General features: G+C 67.0%; 23 protein-coding genes. 13 read left to right on the top strand and 10 right to left on the bottom strand.

Annotation, left to right across the window (positions count from 1 at the left end):
- Positions 1 to 29: 29 nt before the first annotated feature.
- Complete coding sequence (locus tag A9W99_RS20285; protein ID WP_067382308.1) at positions 30 to 473, bottom strand: PPOX class F420-dependent oxidoreductase; 444 nt, start codon at positions 471 to 473, stop codon at positions 30 to 32.
- 9 nt (positions 474 to 482) lie between these two features.
- Positions 483 to 1,184 (bottom strand): EthD domain-containing protein, encoded by a 702-nt coding sequence (locus A9W99_RS20280; RefSeq protein ID WP_067382305.1) that lies wholly within the window; start codon positions 1,182 to 1,184, stop codon positions 483 to 485.
- A 39-nt stretch (positions 1,185 to 1,223) separates the two neighbouring features.
- Between A9W99_RS20280 and A9W99_RS20275 the strand changes: the two genes are divergently transcribed.
- The gene (locus tag A9W99_RS20275; RefSeq protein WP_067382302.1) at positions 1,224 to 2,528 is read left to right on the top strand and encodes an alpha-amylase family protein; all 1,305 of its coding nucleotides are present in this window, start codon (positions 1,224 to 1,226) and stop codon (positions 2,526 to 2,528) included.
- On the opposite strand, the gene A9W99_RS20270 is transcribed toward A9W99_RS20275, so the two are convergent.
- The gene (locus A9W99_RS20270) at positions 2,521 to 2,958 is read right to left on the bottom strand and encodes a DUF1810 domain-containing protein (RefSeq protein WP_067382299.1); all 438 of its coding nucleotides are present in this window, start codon (positions 2,956 to 2,958) and stop codon (positions 2,521 to 2,523) included. The genes A9W99_RS20275 and A9W99_RS20270 overlap by 8 nt on opposite strands.
- A 19-nt stretch (positions 2,959 to 2,977) precedes the next feature.
- On the opposite strand from A9W99_RS20270, the gene A9W99_RS20265 reads away from it, so the two are divergent.
- Positions 2,978 to 4,210, top strand: coding sequence for an alpha-hydroxy acid oxidase (locus A9W99_RS20265; protein WP_067382448.1), 1,233 nt, complete (start codon positions 2,978 to 2,980; stop codon positions 4,208 to 4,210).
- A 16-nt stretch (positions 4,211 to 4,226) separates the two neighbouring features.
- On the opposite strand, the gene A9W99_RS20260 is transcribed toward A9W99_RS20265, so the two are convergent.
- Positions 4,227 to 4,949 carry a hypothetical protein gene (locus A9W99_RS20260; RefSeq protein ID WP_216639746.1) on the bottom strand — a complete coding sequence of 241 codons (723 nt, stop codon included), beginning with the start codon at positions 4,947 to 4,949 and terminating at the stop codon, positions 4,227 to 4,229.
- Positions 4,950 to 5,261: 312 nt separating this feature from the next.
- Here A9W99_RS20260 and A9W99_RS20255 point away from each other — a divergent pair, with 312 nt between their 5' ends.
- The 7 genes from A9W99_RS20255 (at position 5,262) to A9W99_RS20225 (ending at position 11,768) form a co-directional block, all read left to right on the top strand.
- Positions 5,262 to 5,810: an ABATE domain-containing protein gene (locus A9W99_RS20255; RefSeq protein ID WP_067382442.1), complete on the top strand. Its 549-nt coding sequence runs from the start codon at positions 5,262 to 5,264 to the stop codon at positions 5,808 to 5,810.
- Positions 5,811 to 5,947: 137 nt separating this feature from the next.
- Complete coding sequence (gene lon, locus A9W99_RS20250) at positions 5,948 to 8,269, top strand: endopeptidase La (RefSeq protein WP_067382296.1); 2,322 nt, start codon at positions 5,948 to 5,950, stop codon at positions 8,267 to 8,269.
- 15 nt (positions 8,270 to 8,284) lie between these two features.
- On the top strand, positions 8,285 to 8,671 hold the full coding sequence (locus A9W99_RS20245; protein ID WP_067382293.1) for a nitroreductase/quinone reductase family protein: 387 nt from the start codon (positions 8,285 to 8,287) through the stop codon (positions 8,669 to 8,671).
- Positions 8,671 to 9,003 carry a TfoX/Sxy family protein gene (locus tag A9W99_RS20240; RefSeq protein ID WP_067382291.1) on the top strand — a complete coding sequence of 111 codons (333 nt, stop codon included), beginning with the start codon at positions 8,671 to 8,673 and terminating at the stop codon, positions 9,001 to 9,003. Before A9W99_RS20245 ends, A9W99_RS20240 begins: the two co-directional genes overlap by 1 nt.
- Before the next feature lie 123 nt (positions 9,004 to 9,126).
- Positions 9,127 to 9,753: an endonuclease gene (locus A9W99_RS20235; RefSeq protein WP_067382289.1), complete on the top strand. Its 627-nt coding sequence runs from the start codon at positions 9,127 to 9,129 to the stop codon at positions 9,751 to 9,753.
- A 7-nt stretch (positions 9,754 to 9,760) separates the two neighbouring features.
- On the top strand, positions 9,761 to 10,486 hold the full coding sequence (locus tag A9W99_RS20230; RefSeq protein ID WP_067382286.1) for a DUF72 domain-containing protein: 726 nt from the start codon (positions 9,761 to 9,763) through the stop codon (positions 10,484 to 10,486).
- 49 nt (positions 10,487 to 10,535) lie between these two features.
- Positions 10,536 to 11,768 (top strand): NAD(P)/FAD-dependent oxidoreductase, encoded by a 1,233-nt coding sequence (locus A9W99_RS20225; protein WP_067382283.1) that lies wholly within the window; start codon positions 10,536 to 10,538, stop codon positions 11,766 to 11,768.
- A 1-nt stretch (position 11,769) separates the two neighbouring features.
- On the opposite strand, the gene A9W99_RS20220 is transcribed toward A9W99_RS20225, so the two are convergent.
- Complete coding sequence (locus A9W99_RS20220; RefSeq protein WP_067382280.1) at positions 11,770 to 13,875, bottom strand: NAD-dependent epimerase/dehydratase family protein; 2,106 nt, start codon at positions 13,873 to 13,875, stop codon at positions 11,770 to 11,772.
- 142 nt (positions 13,876 to 14,017) lie between these two features.
- Positions 14,018 to 15,499 (bottom strand): acetyl-CoA acetyltransferase, encoded by a 1,482-nt coding sequence (locus tag A9W99_RS20215; protein WP_067382277.1) that lies wholly within the window; start codon positions 15,497 to 15,499, stop codon positions 14,018 to 14,020.
- Positions 15,500 to 15,695: 196 nt separating this feature from the next.
- On the opposite strand from A9W99_RS20215, the gene A9W99_RS20210 reads away from it, so the two are divergent.
- From A9W99_RS20210 to A9W99_RS20195, 4 genes are read left to right on the top strand one after another with little or no spacing between them, the layout of a single operon-like run.
- On the top strand, positions 15,696 to 16,544 hold the full coding sequence (locus A9W99_RS20210) for an SDR family oxidoreductase (protein ID WP_067382269.1): 849 nt from the start codon (positions 15,696 to 15,698) through the stop codon (positions 16,542 to 16,544).
- Between the two features lie 46 nt (positions 16,545 to 16,590).
- Positions 16,591 to 18,963, top strand: coding sequence for a phosphoketolase (locus A9W99_RS20205; RefSeq protein WP_067382268.1), 2,373 nt, complete (start codon positions 16,591 to 16,593; stop codon positions 18,961 to 18,963).
- An 11-nt stretch (positions 18,964 to 18,974) separates the two neighbouring features.
- The gene (locus tag A9W99_RS20200; RefSeq protein ID WP_067382440.1) at positions 18,975 to 19,640 is read left to right on the top strand and encodes an MOSC domain-containing protein; all 666 of its coding nucleotides are present in this window, start codon (positions 18,975 to 18,977) and stop codon (positions 19,638 to 19,640) included.
- 32 nt (positions 19,641 to 19,672) lie between these two features.
- A complete protein-coding gene (locus tag A9W99_RS20195) occupies positions 19,673 to 20,422 on the top strand; it encodes a CPBP family intramembrane glutamic endopeptidase (protein WP_067382266.1) in 750 nt (249 codons plus the stop codon).
- 8 nt (positions 20,423 to 20,430) lie between these two features.
- Here the strand turns inward: A9W99_RS20195 and A9W99_RS20190 are convergent, their stop codons facing one another.
- From A9W99_RS20190 to A9W99_RS20175, 4 genes are all read right to left on the bottom strand, one after another.
- Entirely contained in the window at positions 20,431 to 21,432 is a 1,002-nt protein-coding gene (locus A9W99_RS20190) for a zinc-binding alcohol dehydrogenase family protein (protein ID WP_067382436.1), read from the bottom strand.
- 80 nt (positions 21,433 to 21,512) lie between these two features.
- On the bottom strand, positions 21,513 to 21,812 hold the full coding sequence (locus A9W99_RS20185; RefSeq protein ID WP_067382263.1) for a GlsB/YeaQ/YmgE family stress response membrane protein: 300 nt from the start codon (positions 21,810 to 21,812) through the stop codon (positions 21,513 to 21,515).
- Positions 21,813 to 21,936: 124 nt separating this feature from the next.
- Positions 21,937 to 22,215, bottom strand: coding sequence for a GlsB/YeaQ/YmgE family stress response membrane protein (locus A9W99_RS20180; RefSeq protein WP_067382261.1), 279 nt, complete (start codon positions 22,213 to 22,215; stop codon positions 21,937 to 21,939).
- Between the two features lie 131 nt (positions 22,216 to 22,346).
- The coding region (locus A9W99_RS20175; protein WP_156623207.1) for an APA family fibronectin-binding glycoprotein at positions 22,347 to 23,289 on the bottom strand (943 nt) is incomplete at its 5' end.

The following is a 23,289-nucleotide window of genomic DNA, read 5'->3' as shown; positions in this document are numbered from 1 at the left end:
GTTGCCAACCTACCGTCTGCCCGGCGGGCTCAGCCGTTGCTGTACACGCGGGTCGGCTCGATCAGCACAACGGCACGCCGCTCCTGGGCCATCACCCGGTCGTACTCCGGCCAGTCATCGTGGGTGCCGCCGGCGGCGGTGAACACCTCGCGAAGCAGCAGCCGCAACTGATCGGGCTCGGCCAGCCACGGTTGCGGATCGTCCGGGCCGACCAGCTCCGCGCGGCCCTCGACGGTCGCCCACTGCCAACCGTTGCGGAAGGTGACGGCGAGCCGAGGCCGCGCGCGTAGATTGGCGAGCTTGACCTTGCCGTACGTGGTGAAGCCCAGCGCCGGCTGACCGCTGCGCGGGTGCGCCAGCAGGCCGACGTTGACCAGCGACGCCTGCACCGTCCCGTCGGCCCGAACCGTGGACACCACCGCCAAACCGCTCTCTCCGGCCGCCAACGAAACCGCGTCGTCGAGTGTTGTCATGTGCTGACCTCAGCTTTCGAATGGTGTCTTGAACACGTAGCGGCTGGTGGGCACCGTGTCGATGTTCTCGTTGGCGCCGAATGCAGTTGTGCTGGCGATCATCCGGCCCAGCCGGTGCTGCAGGTCGTCGTCATCGGCTGCGCCGAAGAACGCCTTCAGGTCGGTGATCGCTTCTTCGGGAAACAACTCTTCGACGATGCCGGCGATTCCCGGTGCCTCTGGCGTAAGTGCTCGCACCACCCAGTTCTGGGTGTAGCCGAAGATCGACTGCGTCTCGATCGCCACGGACGTGTGGTCGCCCTGCCAGCGGGCCAGCCAGGTATCCGGGGCCATTCCGGCGGGCCGGCGCAGCAGCGCGACGTTGGCTAAACCCGGTGTGCGCGAGCCGGTTTCAGCTTGAGGGACAGGCATCGGGACGGACTCGGTCACCAGGTAGGCGCTGAGGGTTTCGCATTCGGCGGCCAACAGGGCCAGCGCCGCCCGCACCTGGTCGCCGTAGCACTGCTGGGTCCACAGGCTGACCAGCGCGGCCACCGGGGGGTCCAACGTCGTCAGCGTCATCAGCGAGTGGCGCACCGCGCCGTCGCGGACATTCACGGACAGCCCGCGAACGCCCAGGCTCAACAGCTCGTCGGCGACCGGACCCCGTTGGCGGGCGCACCAGTCGTCGTCCGGGTCGGCTCGCCTGAGCACGGCGATTACCTTCTCCATAGGGCCGAACCTACATTCGCGGCGTGGAGGGGACGACGGTTGAGCACAACGTGGACCGAGCACGTGATCTGGTGGCAGGTCTATCCCCTGGGTTTCGTCGGCGCGTTTCCCGCGGTTGAGCCGCCCGTCCCGGAGGAACATCGGCTGCGGCGGCTGGCGGGCTGGTTCGACCACGCGATCGAATTGGGCGCGTCGGGGATTGCGTTGGGGCCGATCTTCGCTTCCCGTACCCACGGCTACGACACCACCGACCACTACCGCATCGATCCCCGGCTCGGCGACGACGCCGACTTCGACCACCTCATCGAGGAGGCTCGCCGTCGCGGTCTGCGGGTCCTGCTCGACGGCGTGTTCAACCACGTCGGCCAGGACTTCCCGCGCTACCGTGAGGCGTCGCACAGTGCCGCAGCGGCACGCTGGTTTCGCGGGCGTCCGGGTCGTTTTCATACCTTCGAAGGCCACTCCGAGCTCGTCACCCTCAACCACGACAACGCCGAGGTTGTCGACTACACCGTGGACGCGATGTCGCACTGGCTCGACCGTGGCGCCGACGGCTGGCGATTGGATGCGGCTTACGCTGTGCCGCAATCGTTTTGGGCAGCCGTCCTGCCGCGGGTACGCGAACGGCATCCCGATGCCTGGTTCGTCGGCGAGCTCATCCACGGCGACTACGCCGCGGCGGTCGAAGGCGCCGGGTTCGACTCGGCCACCCAATACGAGCTGTGGAAGGCGATTTGGAGCGGCCTCAACGACGGGAACTTTTTCGAGCTGGACTGGGCGCTGCAGCGGCACAATGAGTTTCTGGCCACGTTCGCACCGCTGACATTCATCGGCAATCACGATGTCACGCGGATCGCCAGCCGCCTGGAGCGTCCCGAGCATCTGGCCCATGCGCTGGTCATCCTGCTGACCGTCGGCGGTGTGCCCAGCGTGTACGCCGGCGATGAGCTCGGTCTGCTGGGCGTCAAGGAAGAGCGGTATGGCGGAGACGACGCGGTTCGCCCGGAATTCGGTTCTCCCCCAATGCCATTGGACGAAGACGGCGCCAAAGTTTGGGCATTGCACCAGTATCTCGTCGGGCTGCGCCGCCGGCATCCGTGGCTGCATAATGCTTCGACCACCGCTTTGCGGCTGGACAACCGGCATTACGTTTACCGGGCAAGCGGCGGCCAGGACGCGCTGCTGGTTGCGCTGAACATCGATGACGAGCCGATGCGCCTGGTGCTGAACGAGCTGGGTGTCGCGCACGCAGAGGTCCTCGCCGGATCAGCCGCCCCGCCGCAAGAGGTTGTCGACGCGGTGGCCGTTGAGCCGCACGGTTGGCGGATCCTGCGGCCTAGCTGATGCCCAGCCGTTTCAGGGTCAGCGGGTCCTGCTCGCCGCCGTAGTACTTGTCGAGCAGTTCGGCGAAGGCCTGGTTGTCGTCGGTCGCGTGAACGAACAGGGTCATCGACGAGCACAGCTTGAGGTCGTCGGGCGTGCCGAAGATTTCGCTGACAGAGCGGCCTTGTACCCGGTTGACCAGCTGCGTGCACTCGAGCAGGCGCGGCCCGAGCAGTTCATGGCGCAGGTATTCCCGGGCTTCCTCCACTGAGGAGATGCCGAAGCGCGCCGCCATCGGGCTGCTGCCGAGCCCGCGCAGCTGCGGAAAGATGAACCACATCCAGTGGCTGCGTTTTCGTCCGCTACGAAGCTCGTCGAGGACGCTGGGGTAGACGCGATCCTGCGCCTCGACGAAGCGCTTCAAATCGAAGCGGTCGGTTGCCGTTCCCATAGTGATTACGGTTGCACACATGGCGGTCAAACGACGAGTGCCCCGGATCAATGATCTGGCGCCGCTCATCCAGTTCAAACGACCCGAGTTCAACGGCACCAAGCGCCGCCTCGACGCCGCACTGACCATCGAGGATCTGCGCCGCATCGCCAAACGGCGCACCCCCAGAGCGGCATTCGACTACACCGACGGCGCCGCCGAAGACGAGCTGTCGCTGCAACGTGCCCGACAAGCCTTCCGGGACATCGAGTTTCACCCGACCATCCTGCGGGACGTCACCAACGTGTGCACCGGGTGGCACGTCCTGGGACAGCCGGTCGGGTGGCCGTTCGGCATCGCGCCAACCGGCTTCACCCGGTTGATGCACACCGAAGGTGAGATCGCCGGCGCCAGCGCGGCAGCGGCGGCCGGGATCCCATTCGCGATGTCCACCCTGGCCACCTGCGCGATCGAAGATGTGGTGACCGCGGTTCCGCGGGGCCGCAAATGGTTTCAGCTCTACATGTGGCGTGACCGCGACCGCTCGATGGCGTTGGTCAAGCGCGCCGCCGACGCGGGCTTCGACACCATGCTGGTCACCGTCGACGTTCCGGTTGCCGGTGCACGCTGGCGCGACGTCCGCAACGGGATGTCGATCCCGCCGGCGTTGACACTGCGCACCGTTCTCGACACGCTGCCGCACCCGCAGTGGTGGTTCGACCTGTTCACCACCGAGCCGCTGGCCTTCGCCTCGCTGGACCGCTGGTCAGGAACCGTCGGCGAATACCTCAACACCATGTTCGACGCCAGCGTCACCTTCGACGACCTGGCCTGGATCAAAGACCAGTGGCCCGGAAAGCTCGTGGTGAAAGGGATTCAGACGCTCGACGACGCCCGTGCCGTCGTCGAGCGCGGCGTCGACGGCATCGTGTTGTCCAATCATGGCGGCCGTCAACTCGACCGGGCGCCGGTGCCCTTCCATCTGTTGCCGACGGTTGCGCGCGAATTGGGCAAGGACACCGAGGTTTTGCTGGATACCGGCATCATGTCGGGTGCGGACATCGTTGCTGCGGTCGCGCTTGGAGCGCGGTGCACGCTGGTGGGACGGGCCTACCTCTACGGACTGATGGCCGGCGGGGAGGCCGGCGTGCGGCGTGCGATCGAGATCCTGCAAAGCGGCGTCACCCGGACGATGGCGTTGCTCGGGGCCACCGGCCTCGAGGAGCTTTCGCCCAAACACGTGACGCAGCTGCGCCGGCTGGTACCCCGCTGACTTAGGCGAGCACACCTCACGCCACGAGTTGCAGTTCGCGCTCCGGCCGTGACGGGGTGTCCGCGCCGGCGCTGTCCAGGCCGGCCAGCTCGCGCCACGAGCGGATGGCGTGGCGGGTGAACTCCACTATCCGGCTGGCAGTAGTGCCTTCGGCTGCTAGCGCGTAGGCGTTCATGGCGTAGAGCGCCACCTGATCCGCCGTCAACCAAACGGCTCCCGCGGCAGTGGTCGACTCAGATGCGGCCCGCAGGGCATACCCGCCGGCGGTGATCGGATCCGTGTTGACCGCGCGGGAGGCGCGATCGGCGGCGTCCCAGGCGGCGATTGAAGGAATATCCCCCGACGCTGCGGCGCGGTGCAACTCGGCGACGTCGAAGATCGCTTTCACTGCGGTGATTCTGGCGAACTTGACTACTCCCCAGGCCGGGTTGGTCAGCATTTCGGCCAACCAGGCGTGCGCGACGGCGTCGGCGACATCGGCGGTTCCCACCGTCTGCCACGCGAGTTCGAGAGCCAGCACGGCGTTTTCTGGCGACAGATAACCATCGGGCCCGGCCAGCAGGTCGTTGCAGGCCTGGACGAGAACGCTCAACGGGTGGGCCGAACACGCCGGAAAGTCCGTGACATGGGCATCGCCGTTGATGTAGGAGATCACATTCATCGCGCAGCCTTTGCCCGACCCTGGCTGGTGAGATCCTTTGGCCAACCTCAGCGGGTGGGTGATGCGGCTGAGATCCATTTCGATTGGCTCCTCTCGCCTCTCGCTACTGAAGTACGAGGGTTGGTTACTCGGTAAGACGTCCGCGAAGCCCGTGTCGTTCACACTGCTTCCAGATGCCCAGTGCGACGAGTTTGCGAGATCGCTGGTGCCCCAGCTGTTTCAAGCGTCGGCCCAGCATCCACGCGAGCGCTTGACGGATTCTCAAAGGATCCTTGGCGGATTCTTGGAGCGCCTTGCGTCAGAGCCAATGCCGTAGCCATCCTATGTAACCGTCTCATACGGTTACAAGGTTGCAGTAGCTGGTGAAACCTGTCAAGGTGGTTACTTGTGATGTTCGTCTACGTGAGCGGCCGCCGGTGTCTGGACTTCGCCGGCACGCTGAAACAGCGCGACTCCGGCCGCGAGGAACTGCTGACGCAGCCGGAATGTCTGTCGGACTGGGGGGTTCAGGCGGGGCTGCTGGACACACCGATCGATGTGACCGACAACGACCTGACCGCCGCGATCGCGCTGCGTGAAGCTACCTACCGGACCGTCATCTCCCGCCTCGACGGGCGCGGTTTGAGACCCGCCGACGTCGCACTGATCAACGAGTGGGGGGCGCAGCCCCGCCTCACGCCGCGGCTGCACCGGAGCGGATCGGTCAGTCGCGAGGGCAGCGCTGCGCAGCTGCTCGCGAGCCTGGTCGCGGATCTGCTCGATCTGCTGGGCGACGCCGAGATGGATAACGTCAAACGGTGCGCCCATGCGGGATGCACACGGCTCTACCTGGACTCTTCGCGAGCCAAGAACAGGCATTGGTGCGGAATGAGCACCTGCGGCAACCGCGCCAAGGTCCAGGCCTTCAGGGCCCGTCAGCGCGCGGCTGACCAGAAGTAGGCCGAGCAGACGCAACCTCGCGCAGTAAGGGCACGTTTTAGGCGATTCTGCGTCTGCTCGCCACCAGTGAAAGCCCGTCGGGAACAATCCAGCCGCCGACAAGGTTGAGCGCATCAGACTCAAACTTTGGAGGATTGATGGCTGAAGCCAAATCGGTGCCGGTGCTGTTCGTGACCGACACCATCGTGCTGCCCGGAATGGTGGTCCCGATCGCGCTGGACGACGCCGCGCGCGCCGCTATCGACGCCGCTCAGGCGACCGAAGCACGGCAATTACTGATAGCGCCGCGACTGGACGACCGTTACCCCTCGCACGGCGTGATCGCGAAGATCCTGCAGGTCGGGCGTATCGCGGGCGGTGGCACCGCGGCCGTCGTGCGCGGTGAGCGCCGCGCGCACATCGGCGCGGGCGCATCCGGGCCCGGCGCGGCGTTGTGGGTCGAGGTGACCGAGGTTGCCGACCAGGAGGTGACCGACGAAATCAGGGCCCTGGCGGCCGAGTACAAGAAGCTGTTGCTGGCGATGCTGCAACGCCGCGAAGCCTGGCAGATCGTCGACTACGTGAACAGCCTGACGGACCCGTCGGCGCTGGCGGACACCTCGGGCTACGCCTCCTACCTGACCGATGTGCAGAAGCGCCAGCTGCTGGAGACAGCCGATGTCGCCGAGCGGCTGCGGGTGCTGATCGACTGGACCAGCTCGCACCTCGCGGAAGTCGAGGTCAATGACAAGATCGCCGAAGACGTGCGCGAGGGCATGGAGAAGACGCAAAAGGAGTTCCTGCTGCGCCAGCAGCTCGCCGCCATCCGCAAGGAACTGGGCGAGGGCGAGCCCGACGGATCAGACGATTACCGTGCCCGCGTCGAAGCGGCCGACCTACCCGCCAAGGTCCGCGAGGCCGCACTGCGGGAGGTCGGCAAGCTGGAACGCGCCAGCGACCAGAGCCCGGAAAGCGGCTGGATCCGGACCTGGCTGGACACCGTGCTGGACCTGCCCTGGAATGTGCGCACCGAAGACTCGACGGATCTCAAGGCGGCGCGGGCGATCCTGGACGCCGACCACCACGGGCTGGAAGACGTCAAGGACCGCATTGTCGAATACCTGGCCGTGCGTACCCGCCGGGCGCAGCGGGGGCTGCAGGTCGTCGGCGGCCGCGGCTCCGGCGCGGTGATGGTGCTGGCCGGCCCGCCCGGCGTCGGAAAGACGTCGCTGGGTGAGAGCGTGGCACGGGCGCTGGGCCGTAAGTTCGTGCGTGTCGCCCTGGGCGGCGTGCGCGACGAGGCCGAGATCCGCGGGCACCGTCGCACCTACGTCGGCGCGCTGCCGGGCCGCATCGTGCGCGCGATCGGCGAGGCGGGTTCGATGAATCCCGTCGTGCTGCTTGACGAGGTCGACAAGGTCGGCTCCGACTACCGGGGTGACCCCGGTGCGGCGTTGCTGGAGGTGCTCGACCCGGCGCAGAATCACACCTTCCGCGACCACTACCTGGATCTGGACCTGGACCTGTCTGACGTGGTGTTCCTGGCCACTGCCAACGTGATCGAGAACATCCCGTCGGCGTTGCTGGACCGCATGGAGCTGGTGCAGATCGACGGCTACACCGAGGACGACAAGGTGGCGATCGCCCGCGACTACCTGCTGCCCCGGCAGCGCGAGCGCGCGGCGCTGAGCGACGACGAGGTCACGGTGACGGAGGCCGCCCTGCGCAAGATCGCCGCCGACTACACCCGTGAGCCGGGTGTGCGGCAGTTCGAGCGGCTGCTGGCCAAGGCGCTGCGCAAGGTGGCCACCAAGCTCGCCGAGGACAGCGGGCCGGTCACGGTCGACGAGCCCGACCTGGTCGGCTACCTGGGCCGCCCGCGGTTCACGCCCGAGTCGGCCGAACGCACGGCGGTGCCCGGCGTGGCCACCGGCCTGGCCGTCACCGGACTCGGCGGCGACGTGCTCTACATCGAGGCCGGCGGCACCGACGGCGAACCGGGTTTGCAGCTGACCGGGCAACTGGGCGACGTGATGAAGGAGTCGGCGCAGATCGCCTTGTCCTACGTGCGTTCGCACGCTGCGGAGTTGGGTGTCGACCCGACGACGCTCGACCGGCGCATACACGTGCACGTGCCGGCGGGGGCGGTGCCCAAGGACGGGCCGTCGGCCGGGGTCACGATGGTGACCGCATTGGTGTCGATGGCCACCGGACGTCAGGTGCGCTCCGATGTCGGGATGACCGGCGAGGTCACGCTGAACGGCCGCGTGTTGCCGATCGGCGGTGTGAAGCAGAAGCTGCTGGCCGCCCAGCGTGCCGGATTGTCAACGGTTTTCATTCCTCAGCGCAACGAGCCGGATCTGGACGACGTTCCGGCTGAAGTGCTCGAGGCCCTGACGGTCAAGCCGATGACCGACGTCGCCGAGATCGTCGCATTGGCATTGGAGCCGGCGGGTGAACCCGCGTCGGTAGCGGCCTGACCCCTGCGGCGTTTAATGGACCCCGTGAGTCTCAAACGGCAAGTGGTTCATCGCGTACAACGGCTCGTGGTCAATCCGATCGGTCGGCAATTGCCGGTGACGATGATCGAAACGATCGGCCGCAAGTCCGGAAAGCCGCGGCTCACCGCGGTCGGCGGCAGAGTGATCGACAACCAATTCTGGATGGTCTCCGAGCACGGCGAGCATTCCGACTACGTGCGCAATATGGAGGCCAACCCGGCGGTGCGGGTGCGCGTCGGCGGAAAGTGGCGCAACGGAACCGCGCACCTAATGCCCGACGACGATCCAGTGCGGCGGCTGGGAAACCTGCCTCGGCTGAACAGTGCCGTTGTCCGCTTGATGGGCAGCGACCTGCTCACCATCCGTGTCGACCTGGACTGATGGCCTACGACGAGGACCTGGCCAACCGGATCCGCGAACTGGTGGCTCCGCAGCGCGGGGTCGAAGAGAAGCGGATGTTCGGCGGGTTGGCCTTCCTGATCAACGGCAACATGTCCGTGGCGGCCAGCGGACAGGGCGGGCTGTTGGTGCGGGTGCCGCCGGAGGACACCGACAAACTGCTGACACGCGCACACGTCAGTCTTATGGTGATGGGCGGCCGCGAGATGCGGGGCTGGCTACGCGTCGACATCGAGGGCGTCAAAACCAAACGGCAGCTTCAGGGTTGGGTCAGCCGGGGCGTGGACTACGCGCGAACGCTGCCGTCCAAGTAAGCGTTTAGCCGACGCCGAACGTGGACTTGTTGTACGCGAAATGGCAAGCAAGCGTGCGACAACTCCAACCGGCGTCCCAGAAAAGGCAGTTTGCAGCCGCGCGGTGCGGGTAAGCCGCGGGGTATGGACCAGGCCGAACGAGTGCGACGGCTGCTCAAAATCGCCGGTACCACGTATGCGGCTGAGGCCGGAATCCGGCTCAACGACAAGCCGATGCCGCTTTTTCAGTTGCTGGTGCTGTGCATGCTCGCGAGCAAGCCGATCGACGCCGCGATCGCCACGAGCGCGGCCCGGGAGTTGTTCCGCACCGGTCTGCGCACGCCGAAAGCCGTACTGGCGTCCGACAGGCGCACCATGATCAGCGCGTTCGGCCGCGCTCACTACGTGCGCTACGACGAGAGCTCGGCCACCCGACTTACGGACATGGCCGAGCGAGTTCGCGACGAGTACGGCGGCGACCTGCGCGCACTCGGTAGTGAGCGGGACGTGGGTGCGGCGAAACGTATGCTCAAGCAGTTCAAGGGAATCGGCGACACCGGCGCCGACATCTACCTGCGGGAAGTGCAAGACGTCTGGACGTGGGTGCGCCCATACTTCGACGACCGGGCCGTCGGCGCCGCCAAACAGCTTGGCCTGCCTACTAACCTAACGAAGTTGGCATCGCTGGCTCCGCGTGCCAACGCCCGTCTGGCGGCCGCTCTGGTGCGGGTGTCGCTGGACGAGGGCGTGCGACGGCAGGTGACCGATTGAGAAACCTGTGACGGTGCGGATCGGCACGTCGGGCTGGTCCTACGACCATTGGACCGACGTGCTCTACCCGCCAAAATTGCCTTCCGCCAAGCGGTTTGCGCGGTTTCTCGAGACGTTCGACACGGTCGAGCTCAATGCGAGTTTCTACCGATGGCCGAAGGAGTCGACGTTCGCGGCGTGGCGCGATCAGATGCCGCGCGGCTGCACCATGTCTGTCAAAGCGCATCGCGGATTGACACACTACCGTCGGCTGGCCTCGCCCGAACCGTGGATCGAGCGGTTCGAACGGTGTTGGCAGATTTTGGGTGATCGCCGTGGAGTGCTGCTGGTGCAATTGCATCCGGAGCAGAAGCGCGACGACGCTCGCCTGGATTCGTTTCTGGCTGCGGTGCCTCCGTCAATCCGGGTCGCCATCGAGTTGCGTCACCCGTCGTGGAATGACGAGGCCGTCTACGAGCTGCTGGAACGCCATGCCGCTGCGTACGTAGTGATGAGCGGCGCCGGACTGGCGTGCGTCCCGCGGGCCACCACCGATTTCGTATACATCCGGATGCACGGCCCGCCTCAGGACTCGATCTATGCCGGCAACTACACCGACGACGAATTGCACCGCTGGGCCGACCGGATCGCGCAATGGGGCGACGACGGCCGCGACGTATGGATGTACTTCAACAATGACCTCGGTGGTCACGCCGTCCGCAATGCGCTGAAGCTGCGCGAACTTTTGAGCTGATCGGCCGCGGGTAGGCTGGCGGCGTCGACAACAGAATGGAGCAGCAACCATGGCCAGCTCGAGCACATTCGTCATCGTCGGCGGTGGGCTTGCCGGCGCTAAGGCAGTAGAAGCATTGCGCGACAACGACTTTGATGGCACCGCCGTTCTCCTGTGCGAAGAGGATCTTTTGCCCTACGAACGCCCCCCGCTGTCCAAGGAGTACCTGGCCGGTAAGAAGTCGCTGAACGACTTCACCGTGCACAACTCCGATTGGTACCGCGAACACGACGTCGACTTGAGGCTGGGTGTGCGGGTCTCGTCACTGGATCCCGCCGCGCACACCGTCGGCCTGCCCGACGGCACAACGCTCGGCTACGACAAACTGCTACTGGCGACCGGATCGGCGTCGCGGCATGCGCCGATACCAGGATCCGATGCCGCCGGAGTCCACTATCTGCGGACGTTCGGCGACGCTGCCGCACTGAATTCTGTTCTGGCCGATGGGAGTTCGCTGGCGGTGGTGGGTGCCGGGTGGATCGGGCTGGAGGTGGCCGCGGCCGCCCGTCAGCGCGGTGCCAACGTGACCGTCGTCGAAACCGCCAAGCAACCGCTGATGGCAGCGCTCGGTGAAACCGTCGGCGAAGTGTTTGCCAACCTCCACCGCGACCACGGGGTGGACCTGCGGCTGGAGGCACAGGTCGAGGAGATCCCGACGGAGCAGGGCAAAGCAACCGGGCTCAAGTTGGCCGACGGGTCGACGGTAAAGGCCGACACCGTGTTGGTGGCCGTCGGCGCAAAGCCGAACATCGAACTCGCTGAGCAGGCCGGGCTTTCCATGAGTGACGGCGGCGTGGCGGTGGACCCGTCGCTGCGCACCAGCGATGCCGACATCTATGCGGTCGGCGACATCGCCGCCGCCGAGCACCCGCTGTTCGGTGTCCGGATTCGCACCGAGCACTGGGCCAACGCGCTCAAGCAGCCCGCGGTAGCGGTGGCCGGAATGCTGGGCAAGCCAGGCGAATACGACGAGCTGCCCTACTTCTTCACCGACCAGTACGACCTCGGCATGGAATATGCCGGTCACGCCCCCAGCTTCGATCGGGTGGTGTTTCGCGGCGATGTCGTCGGCCGGGAATTCGTCGCCTTTTGGCTCGACGGCAACAGCCGTGTGCTGGCGGGAATGAACGTCAATGTCTGGGACGTGCTCGACGACGTCAAAGCCCTGATCCGGTCCAAGGCTCCGGTTGACGCCGGCAAGCTGGCCGACCCGCAGTCGCCGCTGGCTGACCTGCTCGGTTGATCTAGTCCGGCTCTTCGTCGACCGGCGTCCAACCCCCGTGGATGACATCGGGCGGGGGCTGTACCTGCAGACGCTCCCGCTCGGCGCGCCGGCGTTTGATCCGCAGCCGGGCATCGGCCGGCATAGTGACCACCTCGTCGCAGGTCAAGTAATACACGTCGTCGACGACGTCGATCACGTCGGCCGCCACGCGCCGAGATCCCAGCTCGCGCAGGGCCATTCGAAAAGCATGCGTATAGCGGAGAGTGGTGTCGTGGGCGAGTTCCCGTGCGTCGCGGGCGCTGTCGGCCCGCCGCCGGGCCAAAGTTGCCGGCGGTGTCGGCTCGGCGGGTCGTTCAGCGGCTTCGGCGGCGGCCATCAGCAGCATCGCCGGGTCGTCCTCGAACGCGGGTTGCGCAAGTTCGGCTTCTCCGGGCCCTCGGTGCCCGATCCGGGTGAGCGCCGCATCGAGGGCGCGCGCCGCATGCGGGAACAACACCCGCACGCCGTCTACGTCGCCGCTGCAAGCGAGCGCCATCAGCTGCGGATTGGCCCTCAACGTCGCGGCAAACGCCGCGGTTTCGGTAGCGATACGGCCGCTCTCCATGATCGTGCTCACGCCGGACAGATGGCCGCGGGCGCTGGTGTGCTGTAGCGCCGCCGCGGTCATACCGCTGTCGATGACCCACAGTGCGGTGAGGATCCAGCCCTGGTGAATCCGATCCCGCAACAGCGGAAGCCGCACTTGCAGGCCGGCGTCGGGCAGCGAAGACAGCCTTCGCGCATCCAGGTGCTCGGCCGTCGCCGCAGCGTTATAGGCCACCGTATCGGCCCATACGTGGCGCAACAGGGCCAGCGACCGCCCCGCGACGATCGCTTTGGCCACCGAGCCGAGCGGCCCACCCGCGAGGCGCGGGCGGCCGAACGGCAACAATTGGGTGTTTTGCTGCTGCTCGCCCAGGGTGCGCTGGATGACGGTTTGCTGGTCCCAGCCAGGCAGCTGGGTGGCCGCGACGACGTTGGCCGAGACACCGACATACGGGCGATGGCCGAACACCGCGATGGCTCTGCTTGCCCATTCGTCGCCGACAACGCCGCCCAGCGCCAGTACCTGTCCCATCACCCGGCTCGCCGCGCGCAGTCCGCTCATCTGCACATCCAGCGTGATCGGGGTCAGCGGTCCCGGCAGCGCCTCGGCCAGGCTGGTGGCGCTGAACACCGGGAATCGCGGATCGATGCGGTCGTCGAACTCACCTTCCAGCGCCTCGGGCACCGCGGGTTTCAGCCCGTCGGGCGGCGCAAGCCGCGGTAGCGGTTCCACCGGAAGCGCCAGATGGCCGGCTTGGTGGGTTGCGCCGGCGGCATCGAGGTGACGGCCCACCAGTCCGCGCGCGGTGTCGGCGACGGCCTCACTCGCGTGCCAGCCGAACTCGAATCGCCAATCCTCTTGCACGGCAGCAAGATCCATCGTGGGAAAGAGCTCCGCCCAGTTGCGAACCCGCGGCACCCGAGACCGGGGATCGACGGATCGCAGCAGCCGCCACGCGGTGACCATGTTGACTGTGTCCGGGGTGGCCAGGTCGACGACGCCGGAGCGGTCGGTGCTCAGCGCCGCAACCAGGAACCGGGCCAGATCGTCGAGGTGCAGAACCCGCATCGGCTGTTCGGACACCCGGGCGCGCAGCATGGTGGCCACCGTTCTGCACACCATCCAGTCGAGCTGGCGGCCGACCGGCGGCGCGATGCGGACGACCAGGCTCGGCGTCCAACTCGTGGACACCAGTGCCTCGGCCGGCCGGTACAGGTCGGGTTGTCCGGCGGCCTGGGAGACGAAAAGCATGCGGGCACCGGCACGGGCGGCCGCGTGCGTGACGTGGGCGACGCCGTTGATGCCTTCGCCACCCGGTGCGGTGCTGTCCACCGGCGCCAGATGGATCACCGCGTCGGCGTCCGAGGCCAGGTCGTGCAGGACGGGGCTACTCAGCCGGGCGCAGACAAGGTCGACCTGTGGGGGCAAATATGCGTGCGGGCGCTGCGAGATGCCGCTGACGGTGTGCCCCGCCGCCACCAGGTGTCGCGCCACGAGTCGGCCGACTGCCCCGGTGGCACCGGTTAGCAGGATCCGCACCCCGACTCACCTCCCAACATCCTCGACAATAGGCACCCTGCGTGAATTCGGGTCGCTTTTGCTGTCGCGTCAAAATTCGCTCACGCTGGCCGGGTCGGATCTGACCAGCCTGAGCCGGTAGATCGACGGTAGCCATGGATGCTCACAGCGTCGCGGTGCCGTCGGCGTGGACGGTGACCTCGGTGCCGGCGATATCCTCGCGAACGGACTTTTCGGCCGTCGCGGGATCGGGGATCACCGCGAGCGCGCGTGCGTCGTCAGGTGTGCGGACCGCCAAGAAGACCTTCTCGGGATGTCCGTCTCGGTCGAACGGTGTGGTCCAGGCCTCGACGGTGCCCACGCCTTCCCATTCGGTGAGCCTCTTCCGGACTGGTTCCTGGTCCACTGCGGATTGCGCGTCCTCCCAACGGAATTCGTCCGGCGGTTCGGTGCTGTAGACGCCGAAGCTGTGCTTGGTCAGGTAGCCACCGTTGGCCGTGATCAGGCCACGCCGTCCGGGATTGGCAACCAGCAGCTCGGCCATGGTGGCGATGGAATGCATCACGTAGTTGCTCCACGGGCCGCCTGCGAAGGTCAGGCCGCCGGTGACGGTCAGCGGCCGCGCGGGATCGACGATGCTGAGGCCAAGTTCGTTGGCTGCGACTTGAACGGCAGACGGAAAGCAGGAGTACAGGTCGACGTAGTCGATATCGTCGATCCCCAGGCCGGCCAGCTCGAGGGCTCGCTCGCCGGCTATCCGGATGGCCGGCGAGCGGTGCAGCTCGGCGCGCTCGGCGACGGCCGAGGTGTCGTGCGCGTCGGTGCCCGCCTGCGGGAAAATCCAGCGATCAGTCGGGATCTGCAGCCGTTGTGCCTGTTCAGCCGACGTCAGGATGAGCGCGGCGCCCTGGTCGACCATGTTGTTGGAGTTCATCAACTTGGTGTAGGGCCAGCTGATCATCCGGTTCTGTGGGCCGGGTTGCGCGATCTCCTCGGCAGTAACCGGCTTTTGGATCCAGGCGTTCGGATTGTCTACGGCAACTCCGTTGAAACGTGCCCAGAGCTCGCTGATGCGGCGCAGATGACCGTCGACCGACTCGCCGTTGGCGATTCGCAGCGCCTGTTCGAACAGCGGGTACACGTAGGCCGGGCGGTCCAGCTTGATGCGGATCTCGGCGTCACCGGCCATCGGCACGTCGTCCCCGGCCACTTCGGCCATCGGCACCGATTGGTCCTGAGCTGTCCACACCAGCTTGCCGCCTCTGGCCCGCAGCCCCCGGCGGGTACGCCAGGTTTCGGCGCCGGCCAGCAGCACCACGCCGGCGCGTCCCTGCTGGATGTCCAGGCACGCCTGGTTGACAAGCGACTGCGGTACGTTGCCGCCGACGGGGCTGTACAGGGTGGTGAAGTCGCGGGCGCCGATCCGTTCGCCGAGCAACAGCCCGGCGTCCCGGTACTGCGCCGACAGGATGTTGACCACGCGGATGGCGTCCACAGCACGCAGAACGTGAGGGTCGCCAGCTTGCCGGGCCGCCGTTGCCATCAGGTCGACCGGCTCCACAGACCGTGTCTCGGGGTCGATCGGGTCTCGGTGGTTGACCTGGCCGTAGCCGATCAGTACCGGCGTCCTGGGGTCAACTGGCATGGGTCGAACCTATCGCAGGGTCTGATCGACCCCCCGAGCGTCACGCCGGAGTGGCGGTCGCCGTCCATTGCCACTGTGGTGTGACGGTCGGCGATTCAGCAGCGCGACGGACGACCGTGGACGGCTCCGGATATTGCGCAGCCCGGGCTCGCGTGCTGTGCTAGTTGACACCCGTCAAGACTTCGAAGGGACGAAAATGGCTGATACCGCATCCGTCGGTCTCAAGGTCCGCGACAAGGTGGTCGTCATCACAGGCGGAGCCCGGGGCATCGGATTGGCCACCGCGACCGCACTGCACAAGCTGGGCGCCAAGGTTGCGATCGGCGACATCGACGAGGCGACGGTGAAGGAGTCCGGCGCCGAGCTCGGCCTCGATGTGTACGGCAAACTCGATGTCAGCGACAGGGATTCGTTCTCCGACTTCCTGGACCAGGTAGAGCGTCAACTCGGCCCGATCGACGTGCTGGTCAACAACGCGGGCATCATGCCCGTCGGCCGGATCATCGACGAGCCGGACGCCGTGACCCGCCGCATCCTCGACATCAACGTCTACGGCGTGATCCTGGGCAGCAAGCTGGCGGTGCAGCGCATGATCCCGCGTGGACGAGGGCACGTCATCAACGTCGCTTCGCTGGCCGGGGAGATCTACGCTGCCGGGCTGGCCACGTATTGCGCCAGCAAGCACGCCGTCGTCGCGTTCACCGACTCGGCGCGGCTGGAGTACCGCAAGGCCGGAATCAAGTTCTCGATGGTGTCGCCGTCGTTCGTCAACACCGAGCTCATCTCGGGCACCCACGGCGCCAGGGGGTTCAGGAACGCCGAGCCCGCAGAAATCGCCGACGCGATCATCGGGCTCATCGCCCGGCCCAAGCCGCGGGTGCGGGTCACCCGTGCGGCCGGCGCCATGGTCGCGTCGCAGTACTTCATGCCGCGGGTGTTCCGCGAGGGATTGAACCGCATCCTCGGCGGCGAGCATGTGTTCACCGACGACGTCGACGTCGAGCAGCGCAAGGCCTACGAAGCCCGGGCTCGCGGCGAAGCGTGAGCACCGCTGACCGAGCCGTTCACCGACGACCGGGACAATCGGGCAGATGAGCCCGGAAAGCGCGACCACCCCGACTGTCCTTCCCGACGACGAGCTGGCCCTGATCGACGCGTATTGGCGTGCGGCGAACTATCTCTCCGTCGGCCAGATCTATCTGCTGGACAACCCGCTGCTCGCCGAGCCGCTAGCCGCTGAGCACGTCAAACCGCGGCTGCTCGGGCACTGGGGCACCACGCCGGGGCTCAATCTCATCTATGCGCACCTGAACCGGATCATTCGCAACCGCGACGCCAACGTCATCTATGTCACCGGGCCCGGTCACGGCGGCCCGGGGCTGGTCGCCAACGCCTATCTCGAAGGCACCTACAGCGAGGTGTACACCGGCATCGGCGAAAACACCGACGGCATGCGGCGGCTGTTCCGTCAGTTCTCCTTCCCCGGCGGCATTCCGAGCCACGTGGCCGCCCAGACGCCGGGGTCGATCCACGAGGGCGGCGAGCTCGGTTACGCGCTGGTGCATGCCTACGGCGCGGCTTTCGACAACCCCGATCTGGTCGTCGCCTGCGTGGTCGGTGACGGCGAGGCCGAGACCGGCCCGCTGGCAGCGGGCTGGCATTCGAACAAGTTCCTCAACCCGGCCGTCGACGGCGCGGTGCTGCCGATCCTGCACCTCAACGGATACAAGATCGCCAATCCGACTGTGCTGGCACGCATCCCGCACGCCGAGCTCGAAGCGCTGCTGCGCGGCTACGGCTATCGGCCGATCGTGGTCGCCGGCGACGAGCCGGCCTCGGTGCATCAGCAGCTGGCCGCCGCGTTGGACGATGCGTTCGACGAGATCGCGGCGATTCAGCGGGCGGCGCGCGACTCTGGCCAGACCGAGCGGCCGGTGTGGCCGATGATCGTGCTGCGCACACCGAAGGGCTGGACGGGGCCGAAAGTGGTGGACGGCCATCAGGTGGAGGGCACCTGGCGCTCCCACCAGGTGCCGCTGGCCGAGACGCACCAAAACCCAACGCACCGTGCGCAACTGGAAGAATGGCTGCGCGATTACCGCCCCGAGGAGCTGTTCGACGAGAGCGGCGCGCTGCGTCCCGAGCTGAAGGCGGCCGCGCCGAGCGGTGGTCGGCGGATGAGCGCCAACCCGCACGCCAACGGCGGCCTGTTGCTGCGCGACCTGGACCTCCCGGACTTCCGCGACTACGCGGTGAAGGTCACCGAACCTGCCGTCACGACCCATGAGGCCACCCGCGTGCTGGGGGCTTTCCTGCGGGACGTGATCAGCCGCAACCTGGACAACTTCCGGCTGATGGGTCCCGACGAGACCGCTTCTAACCGGCTGTCGGCGGTGTTCGAGGCGACCGGCAAGGTCTGGCTGTCCGAGACCGGTCCCGAAGACGATCATCTGTCCGCCGACGGCCGGGTGATGGAGGTGTTGTCCGAGCACCTGTGCCAGGGCTGGCTGGAGGGATATCTGCTGACCGGCCGCCACGGCCTGTTCAACTGCTACGAGGCGTTCGTGCACATCGTCGACTCGATGTTCAATCAGCACGCGAAATGGCTGTCCACCTGCCTCGAGCTGCCTTGGCGGCGACCGATCGCGTCGCTGAACTACCTGCTGAGCTCGCACGTGTGGCGTCAGGACCACAACGGCGCGTCTCATCAGGATCCCGGCTTCATCGACCTGGTCGCCAACAAGCGGGCCGAGGTGGTACGGGTCTACCTGCCGCCGGACGGCAACACCTTGCTGTCGGTCGCGGACCACTGCCTGCGCAGCCGCGACTACGTGAACGTGATCGTTGCCGGCAAGCAACCCGCGTTGGCCTACCTGTCGATGGACGAGGCGATCGCGCACTGCACCCGCGGGCTGGGCATCTGGCAGTGGGCGAGCACCGCTGCCGGCGAGCCCGACGTGGTGCTGGCCTGCGCCGGTGACATCCCGACGCTGGAGACCCTCGCGGCCGCCGACATCCTGCGACACGAACTGCCCGAACTTCAGGTGCGGGTGATCAACGTCGTCGACCTGATGCGTCTGCAACCTAACTCCGAGCACCCACATGGGTTGCCGGACAAGGAATTCGATGCGCTGTTCAGTACCGGCAAGCCGGTGATATTCGCCTACCACGGCTACCCTTGGCTGATTCACCGGCTCACGTATCGCCGCAGCAACCATGCGCACATTCATGTGCGCGGATTCAAGGAGCGCGGTACCACGACGACGCCGTTCGACATGGTGATGCTGAACGACCTCGACCGGTTCCATCTGGTGATGGACGTCATCGACCGAGTGGAGGGCCTGGGCAGCCGGGCCGCCGTGCTGCGCCAGCGGATGGCCGACGCCCGGCTCGCGGCGCGTCGTTACACGCGTGAGCATGGTGAAGACGACCCGCAAATCGCGGGCTGGACTCTAAGCGGGTGACGGTGGCAAAAGTGTTGTCGGTCAACGTGGCCCATGCTCGGGAGAACCCAGACCCGCGCGGGATGTCGAAGGTCACCGGCATATACAAGCTGCCCGTAACCGAACCGGTCATGGTCCGCGATCCGGGTCCGATGCACGGCGGTCTGGGCAGCGGCCTCGTCGGCGACACCATCGGCAACCCGAAATACCACGGCGGCGACGACCAGGCCGTCTACGCATACGCGCGCGAAGATCTGGATGTCTGGGAGACCGAGCTCCAGCGCACGCTCGCCCACGGAAACTTCGGCGAGAACTTGACCACCGTGGGCGTCGACGTGACCGGCGCGCGGATCGGCGAACGATGGCGCGTCGGCACTGACGGCTTGCTGCTCGAAGTCTCCGCACCCAGGACGCCGTGCCGGACATTTGTGGCATTCCTGAAGCTGGACCACTGGATCAAAACCTTCACCCAGGCCGGCAAGCCCGGCGCCTACCTGAGGGTGATCGAGCCCGGAACGGTGCGCGCCGGCGACGAGATCACCGTCGTTTCCCGGCCCGACCACGACGTGACCATCGGGCTGGTGTTCCGCGCCCGAATGACGGAACCCGAGCTGCTTCCGCGGCTGCTGCGGGCCGACGCACTGTCCGCCGAGCTCACGGCCTATGCGCGCCGCCGGCTTGCACCGAACCAAGGCTGACCCCGCGTCGTCCGCAGGTAAACTTCACGACAATGCCCGACCACGTTCTGCAACCTTCTGCGCCGCCCGCTGCGGCGTTGAACCGGTTCCGGCTGCACGTGGACATCGGCATCGTCGTGGTGGTGCTGGTGCTGACAAACTTGATCGCGCACTTCACCACACCGTGGGCCAGCATCGCTACCGTCCCGGCCGCCGCCGTCGCCTTGGTGGCGCTGGTCCGTTGGCGCGGTCTGGGGTGGGCCGAACTCGGCCTGGGACGCGAGCATTGGAGATCAGGGCTGGGCTACGCGCTGGCCGCGGTGACCGTCGTGCTCTCGGTGATCGTGGTCGGAGTGCTGTTGCCGATGACCCGGCCGATGTTCATGAACCATCACTACGCGACCATCTCCGGCGCACTGATCGCGTCGATGGTCATGATTCCGCTGCAAACGGTGATCCCCGAGGAGCTGGCATTTCGTGGTGTGCTGCACGGCGCACTGAACCGGGCCTGGGGATTCCGCGGTGTGGCATTGATGGGGTCGCTGCTGTTCGGTCTGTGGCATGTCGCGACGTCCCTGGGTCTGACGAGCGGCAACGTCGGCTTCAGCCGGCTGTTCGGCGGGGGCAGCATGGGGATGCTGGCCGGGGTGACGCTGGCGGTGCTGGCCACCGGGGCGGCCGGGTTCGTCTTCAGCTGGTTGCGTCGGCGCAGCGGCAGCCTGCTCGCGCCGATCGCGCTGCACTGGTCGCTCAACGGAATGGGCGCCCTGGCCGCTGCGCTGGTCTGGCACCTCTCCACCTGAGCCGGCCGTTACACGAGCAAAACCGCGGCGCCGGCGACGCGCCCGGAGCTGAGGTCGGTCAGCGCCTGATCCGCTTGTCCGAGCGGGTATTCCGGCGTGGTCACCTCGATGTGATGCTGTCCGGCGAAGTCGAGGAACGCTCGCGCATCGGCCCGGGTGTTGGACGTGACCGACCGGATCTGACGTTCCTGGAACAGGTGACGCTGATAGTTCAGCGCCGGAATGTCGGACAGGTAGATCCCCGCGATCGCCAACGTGCCGCCTCGGTCGAGAGCCTGCATTGCGGGCAGCACCAGATCGCCGACCGGAGCAAACAGGATCGCGGCATCCAGCGGCACCGGCGGCGCGTCGGCGGCGCCTTGAGCCGAGGTGGCGCCAAGGTTCAACGCGAGCTCGCGCGCGGCGGCTCCCCGGGTCATCACGTGGACCTCGGCGCCTTGTGCCAATGCGACCTGTGCGGTGATGTGAGCGCTGCCGCCGAAGCCGTAGAGGCCCAGCCGGCCGCCGGGCGGCAGTTCGGCGCGCAGCAACGAGCGGTATCCGATGATGCCGGCGCACAACAGCGGCGCCAGCTCGCTGTCGGTGTAGCCGCTCGGTAGGTGGTGCGCGAAAGATGCTGGGACCGTCGCGAATTCGGCGTATCCGCCGTTAGCGTCCCACCCGGTGTAGCGGGACTCGGGGCACAGGTTTTCGTCGCCCCGGCTGCAGTATTTGCACACCCCGCAGGTGTGTCGCAGCCAGGCGATGCCGACCCGGTCCCCCACGCTGAACTCGTCGCCGGCCTCAGCGCCCACCTCGACGACCTCTCCCACCACTTCATGGCCGGGCGTCACCCGCTCACGATGCACCGGTAGATCGCCCTCGGTGACGTGCAGGTCGGTACGGCACACCCCGCATGCGCGAATCGCCACCAGCAGCTCGGACGGTGCCGGACGCGGTAGTGGAGTGGTCACTCGCTCGAGAGGGCGGGTCTCCATCGGACCGGGCCGACGCACCTGCCACGCGCTCATCGTCGTCGTGGTCACCTAAATCATCATGCAGCCCGGTGGTCGTTTAGTCGATCTACCACGGCCGCAACGTATTAGGCGACTTAACGCCTGCGAACCATGGCGACGATCGAGAGCAGGATGACCGAGCCCAGGAGCGCGGTGAAGAAGGTGAACCACTTGTGTCCGTGTTCGACGTCGACGTGCAGCCAGTTGAGCAGCATCCCTCCGATGAATCCGCCGACTACGCCGATGACGATGTTCAACAGGATGCCCGCGCCACCGCCTTTGACTATCTTGCCCGCGATCCACCCAGCGATTCCGCCGATGATGATGTAGGCGACCCAACTGACAGCCGTCGGCGGGGAGAAGGCCAAGTATTGGGTCGTTGCCGTGACATCCATACGAGGTCTCCTTTTAATCGCCGGCTAACTTAGCAAGTCCGCCCGCGCGAAGGTGCGCATTTGTACCGCGACTCGCCGAATTGGGTGCGCATTTGCGCACCCTCGCGACCGCCTGCGCTGAGGCCTACAAGGTTCTGGTGCGGGAAGTGACGGCCTTGTAGATGAGCAATAGGATCACCGCGCCGACCAGCGCGCCCCAGAACGAATGGTGGATCGGTGGGGTGATGGTGAACTTGTGCGGTGGGAAGACCACGCTTCCCAGGGTGCCGCCGACATACCCCCCCACGATGCCGAGCAACGCCGTTGCGATCCAGCCCATCGACTGCCTGCCGGGCACGATGGCTCGCGCAATCAGGCCGACGATAAGCCCCAGGACGATCATCCAAATGACGTGCCAGACCACGACGAGCTCCTTCGGGTTGACTGACGGGAAAGACTCCGAAGGTATACCCGTTGCAGGTCAAGTCAATCGCGCGAACGATCGGCGCCCTGACGCTGCGGCACGGCCGCGCGCCAGCGGTCGGCCGGCCCCGGTCAGGCCGGAAGTGTCCGCTGAGCGGGTGCGGGAGCAGGGCTGATTTCGCCGGCGGGAGCGCCGGCGGGTGGCTGCGGCGACGCCGGTGCACCTGCGGGCGGCGTCGGCGATTCACCGGGCGGAGCCGCCGGAGCAGGCGCCGCGGGAGCTGCCGGAGCAGGAGCTGCGGGAGCCGGCGCTGCGGGGGCAGGCGCAGCTGGTGCGGGTGCTGCGGGAGCCGGTGCTGCTGGAGCCGGTGCTGCCGGGGCGGGAGCCGCAGGCGGCGCTCCCGGAGGGGGTGCTGCCGGAGCCGGTGACGCCGGCGCGGGCGCACCGGGAGCCGCCGCAGGGGCCGGCGGCGCGCCAATCGGCCGGATCGACTCGGTCAGCGTCTTGGCCGCGTTCTTGTCGACCGGGTCGTTCGCGGTCCCGAGCCACACCACGAACCATCGCTGCGGCGGGCCGGCATTAGCCGTGTTGGCTGCCGGCGAACCGATCACACCGGTCCAGATCTGGCCATTCGGTTTCGCCGGGTCGGAGAACTTGACCTCGTAGTACGACGCACTGCCGGGCACCCCATTTGCATTGAGCGGAACGGTTTCCTGATTGATCCGGGTGCCGGGGTACGGCATGAAGAACTCGCCCATGTCGGAGCCCAGCCGGACCGCGGCCTTGGGATTGGTGGCTTCGGCGCTGGCGTACAGCTTTTGATCCAGCCGGCCGAGCACGATGCGGGTGTCGTTGGCGACAGGTGGCGGCTGCCCGGCCGCGGGCGGCTGTCCGGTCGTCTTGCTCAGCAGTGCCGAACCGTAGTCGAGGTGGGAGGCGTCGGACTCGACCCAGCCCGGCGGCAGAGCAAAGCTGAAGCCGCCGACGGGGTTGTCGATGCGGCCGGCATTCGGGTCGACCGGGTTGGGCTCGGTCGGGGCGGGTTGTCCCTCCGGCGCCGGCGGGGTGCCGGGA

The organism is Mycobacterium sp. 1164966.3 (assembly GCF_001665395.1).
Taxonomy (GTDB): Bacteria; Actinomycetota; Actinomycetes; order Mycobacteriales; family Mycobacteriaceae; genus Mycobacterium.
Note: the sequence above shows the minus strand (reverse complement) of the source record. Positions and strands in the feature narration are given on the sequence as shown.

Bases quoted from the DNA above. Each gene is read 5' to 3' on its own strand.
- A9W99_RS20285 (WP_067382308.1), bottom strand. From the start codon at position 473: ATGACAACACTCGACGACGCGGTTTCGTTGGCGGCCGGAGAGAGCGGT.
- A9W99_RS20280 (WP_067382305.1), bottom strand. From the start codon at position 1,184: ATGGAGAAGGTAATCGCCGTGCTCAGGCGAGCCGACCCGGACGACGAC.
- A9W99_RS20270 (WP_067382299.1), bottom strand. From the start codon at position 2,958: ATGGGAACGGCAACCGACCGCTTCGATTTGAAGCGCTTCGTCGAGGCG.
- A9W99_RS20265 (WP_067382448.1), top strand. From the start codon at position 2,978: ATGGCGGTCAAACGACGAGTGCCCCGGATCAATGATCTGGCGCCGCTC.
- A9W99_RS20260 (WP_216639746.1), bottom strand. From the start codon at position 4,949: ATGGATCTCAGCCGCATCACCCACCCGCTGAGGTTGGCCAAAGGATCT.
- A9W99_RS20255 (WP_067382442.1), top strand. From the start codon at position 5,262: ATGTTCGTCTACGTGAGCGGCCGCCGGTGTCTGGACTTCGCCGGCACG.
- lon (WP_067382296.1), top strand. From the start codon at position 5,948: ATGGCTGAAGCCAAATCGGTGCCGGTGCTGTTCGTGACCGACACCATC.
- A9W99_RS20245 (WP_067382293.1), top strand. From the start codon at position 8,285: ATGGACCCCGTGAGTCTCAAACGGCAAGTGGTTCATCGCGTACAACGG.
- A9W99_RS20240 (WP_067382291.1), top strand. From the start codon at position 8,671: ATGGCCTACGACGAGGACCTGGCCAACCGGATCCGCGAACTGGTGGCT.
- A9W99_RS20235 (WP_067382289.1), top strand. From the start codon at position 9,127: ATGGACCAGGCCGAACGAGTGCGACGGCTGCTCAAAATCGCCGGTACC.
- A9W99_RS20225 (WP_067382283.1), top strand. From the start codon at position 10,536: ATGGCCAGCTCGAGCACATTCGTCATCGTCGGCGGTGGGCTTGCCGGC.
- A9W99_RS20215 (WP_067382277.1), bottom strand. From the start codon at position 15,499: ATGCCAGTTGACCCCAGGACGCCGGTACTGATCGGCTACGGCCAGGTC.
- A9W99_RS20210 (WP_067382269.1), top strand. From the start codon at position 15,696: ATGGCTGATACCGCATCCGTCGGTCTCAAGGTCCGCGACAAGGTGGTC.
- A9W99_RS20205 (WP_067382268.1), top strand. From the start codon at position 16,591: ATGAGCCCGGAAAGCGCGACCACCCCGACTGTCCTTCCCGACGACGAG.
- A9W99_RS20195 (WP_067382266.1), top strand. From the start codon at position 19,673: ATGCCCGACCACGTTCTGCAACCTTCTGCGCCGCCCGCTGCGGCGTTG.
- A9W99_RS20190 (WP_067382436.1), bottom strand. From the start codon at position 21,432: ATGAGCGCGTGGCAGGTGCGTCGGCCCGGTCCGATGGAGACCCGCCCT.
- A9W99_RS20185 (WP_067382263.1), bottom strand. From the start codon at position 21,812: ATGGATGTCACGGCAACGACCCAATACTTGGCCTTCTCCCCGCCGACG.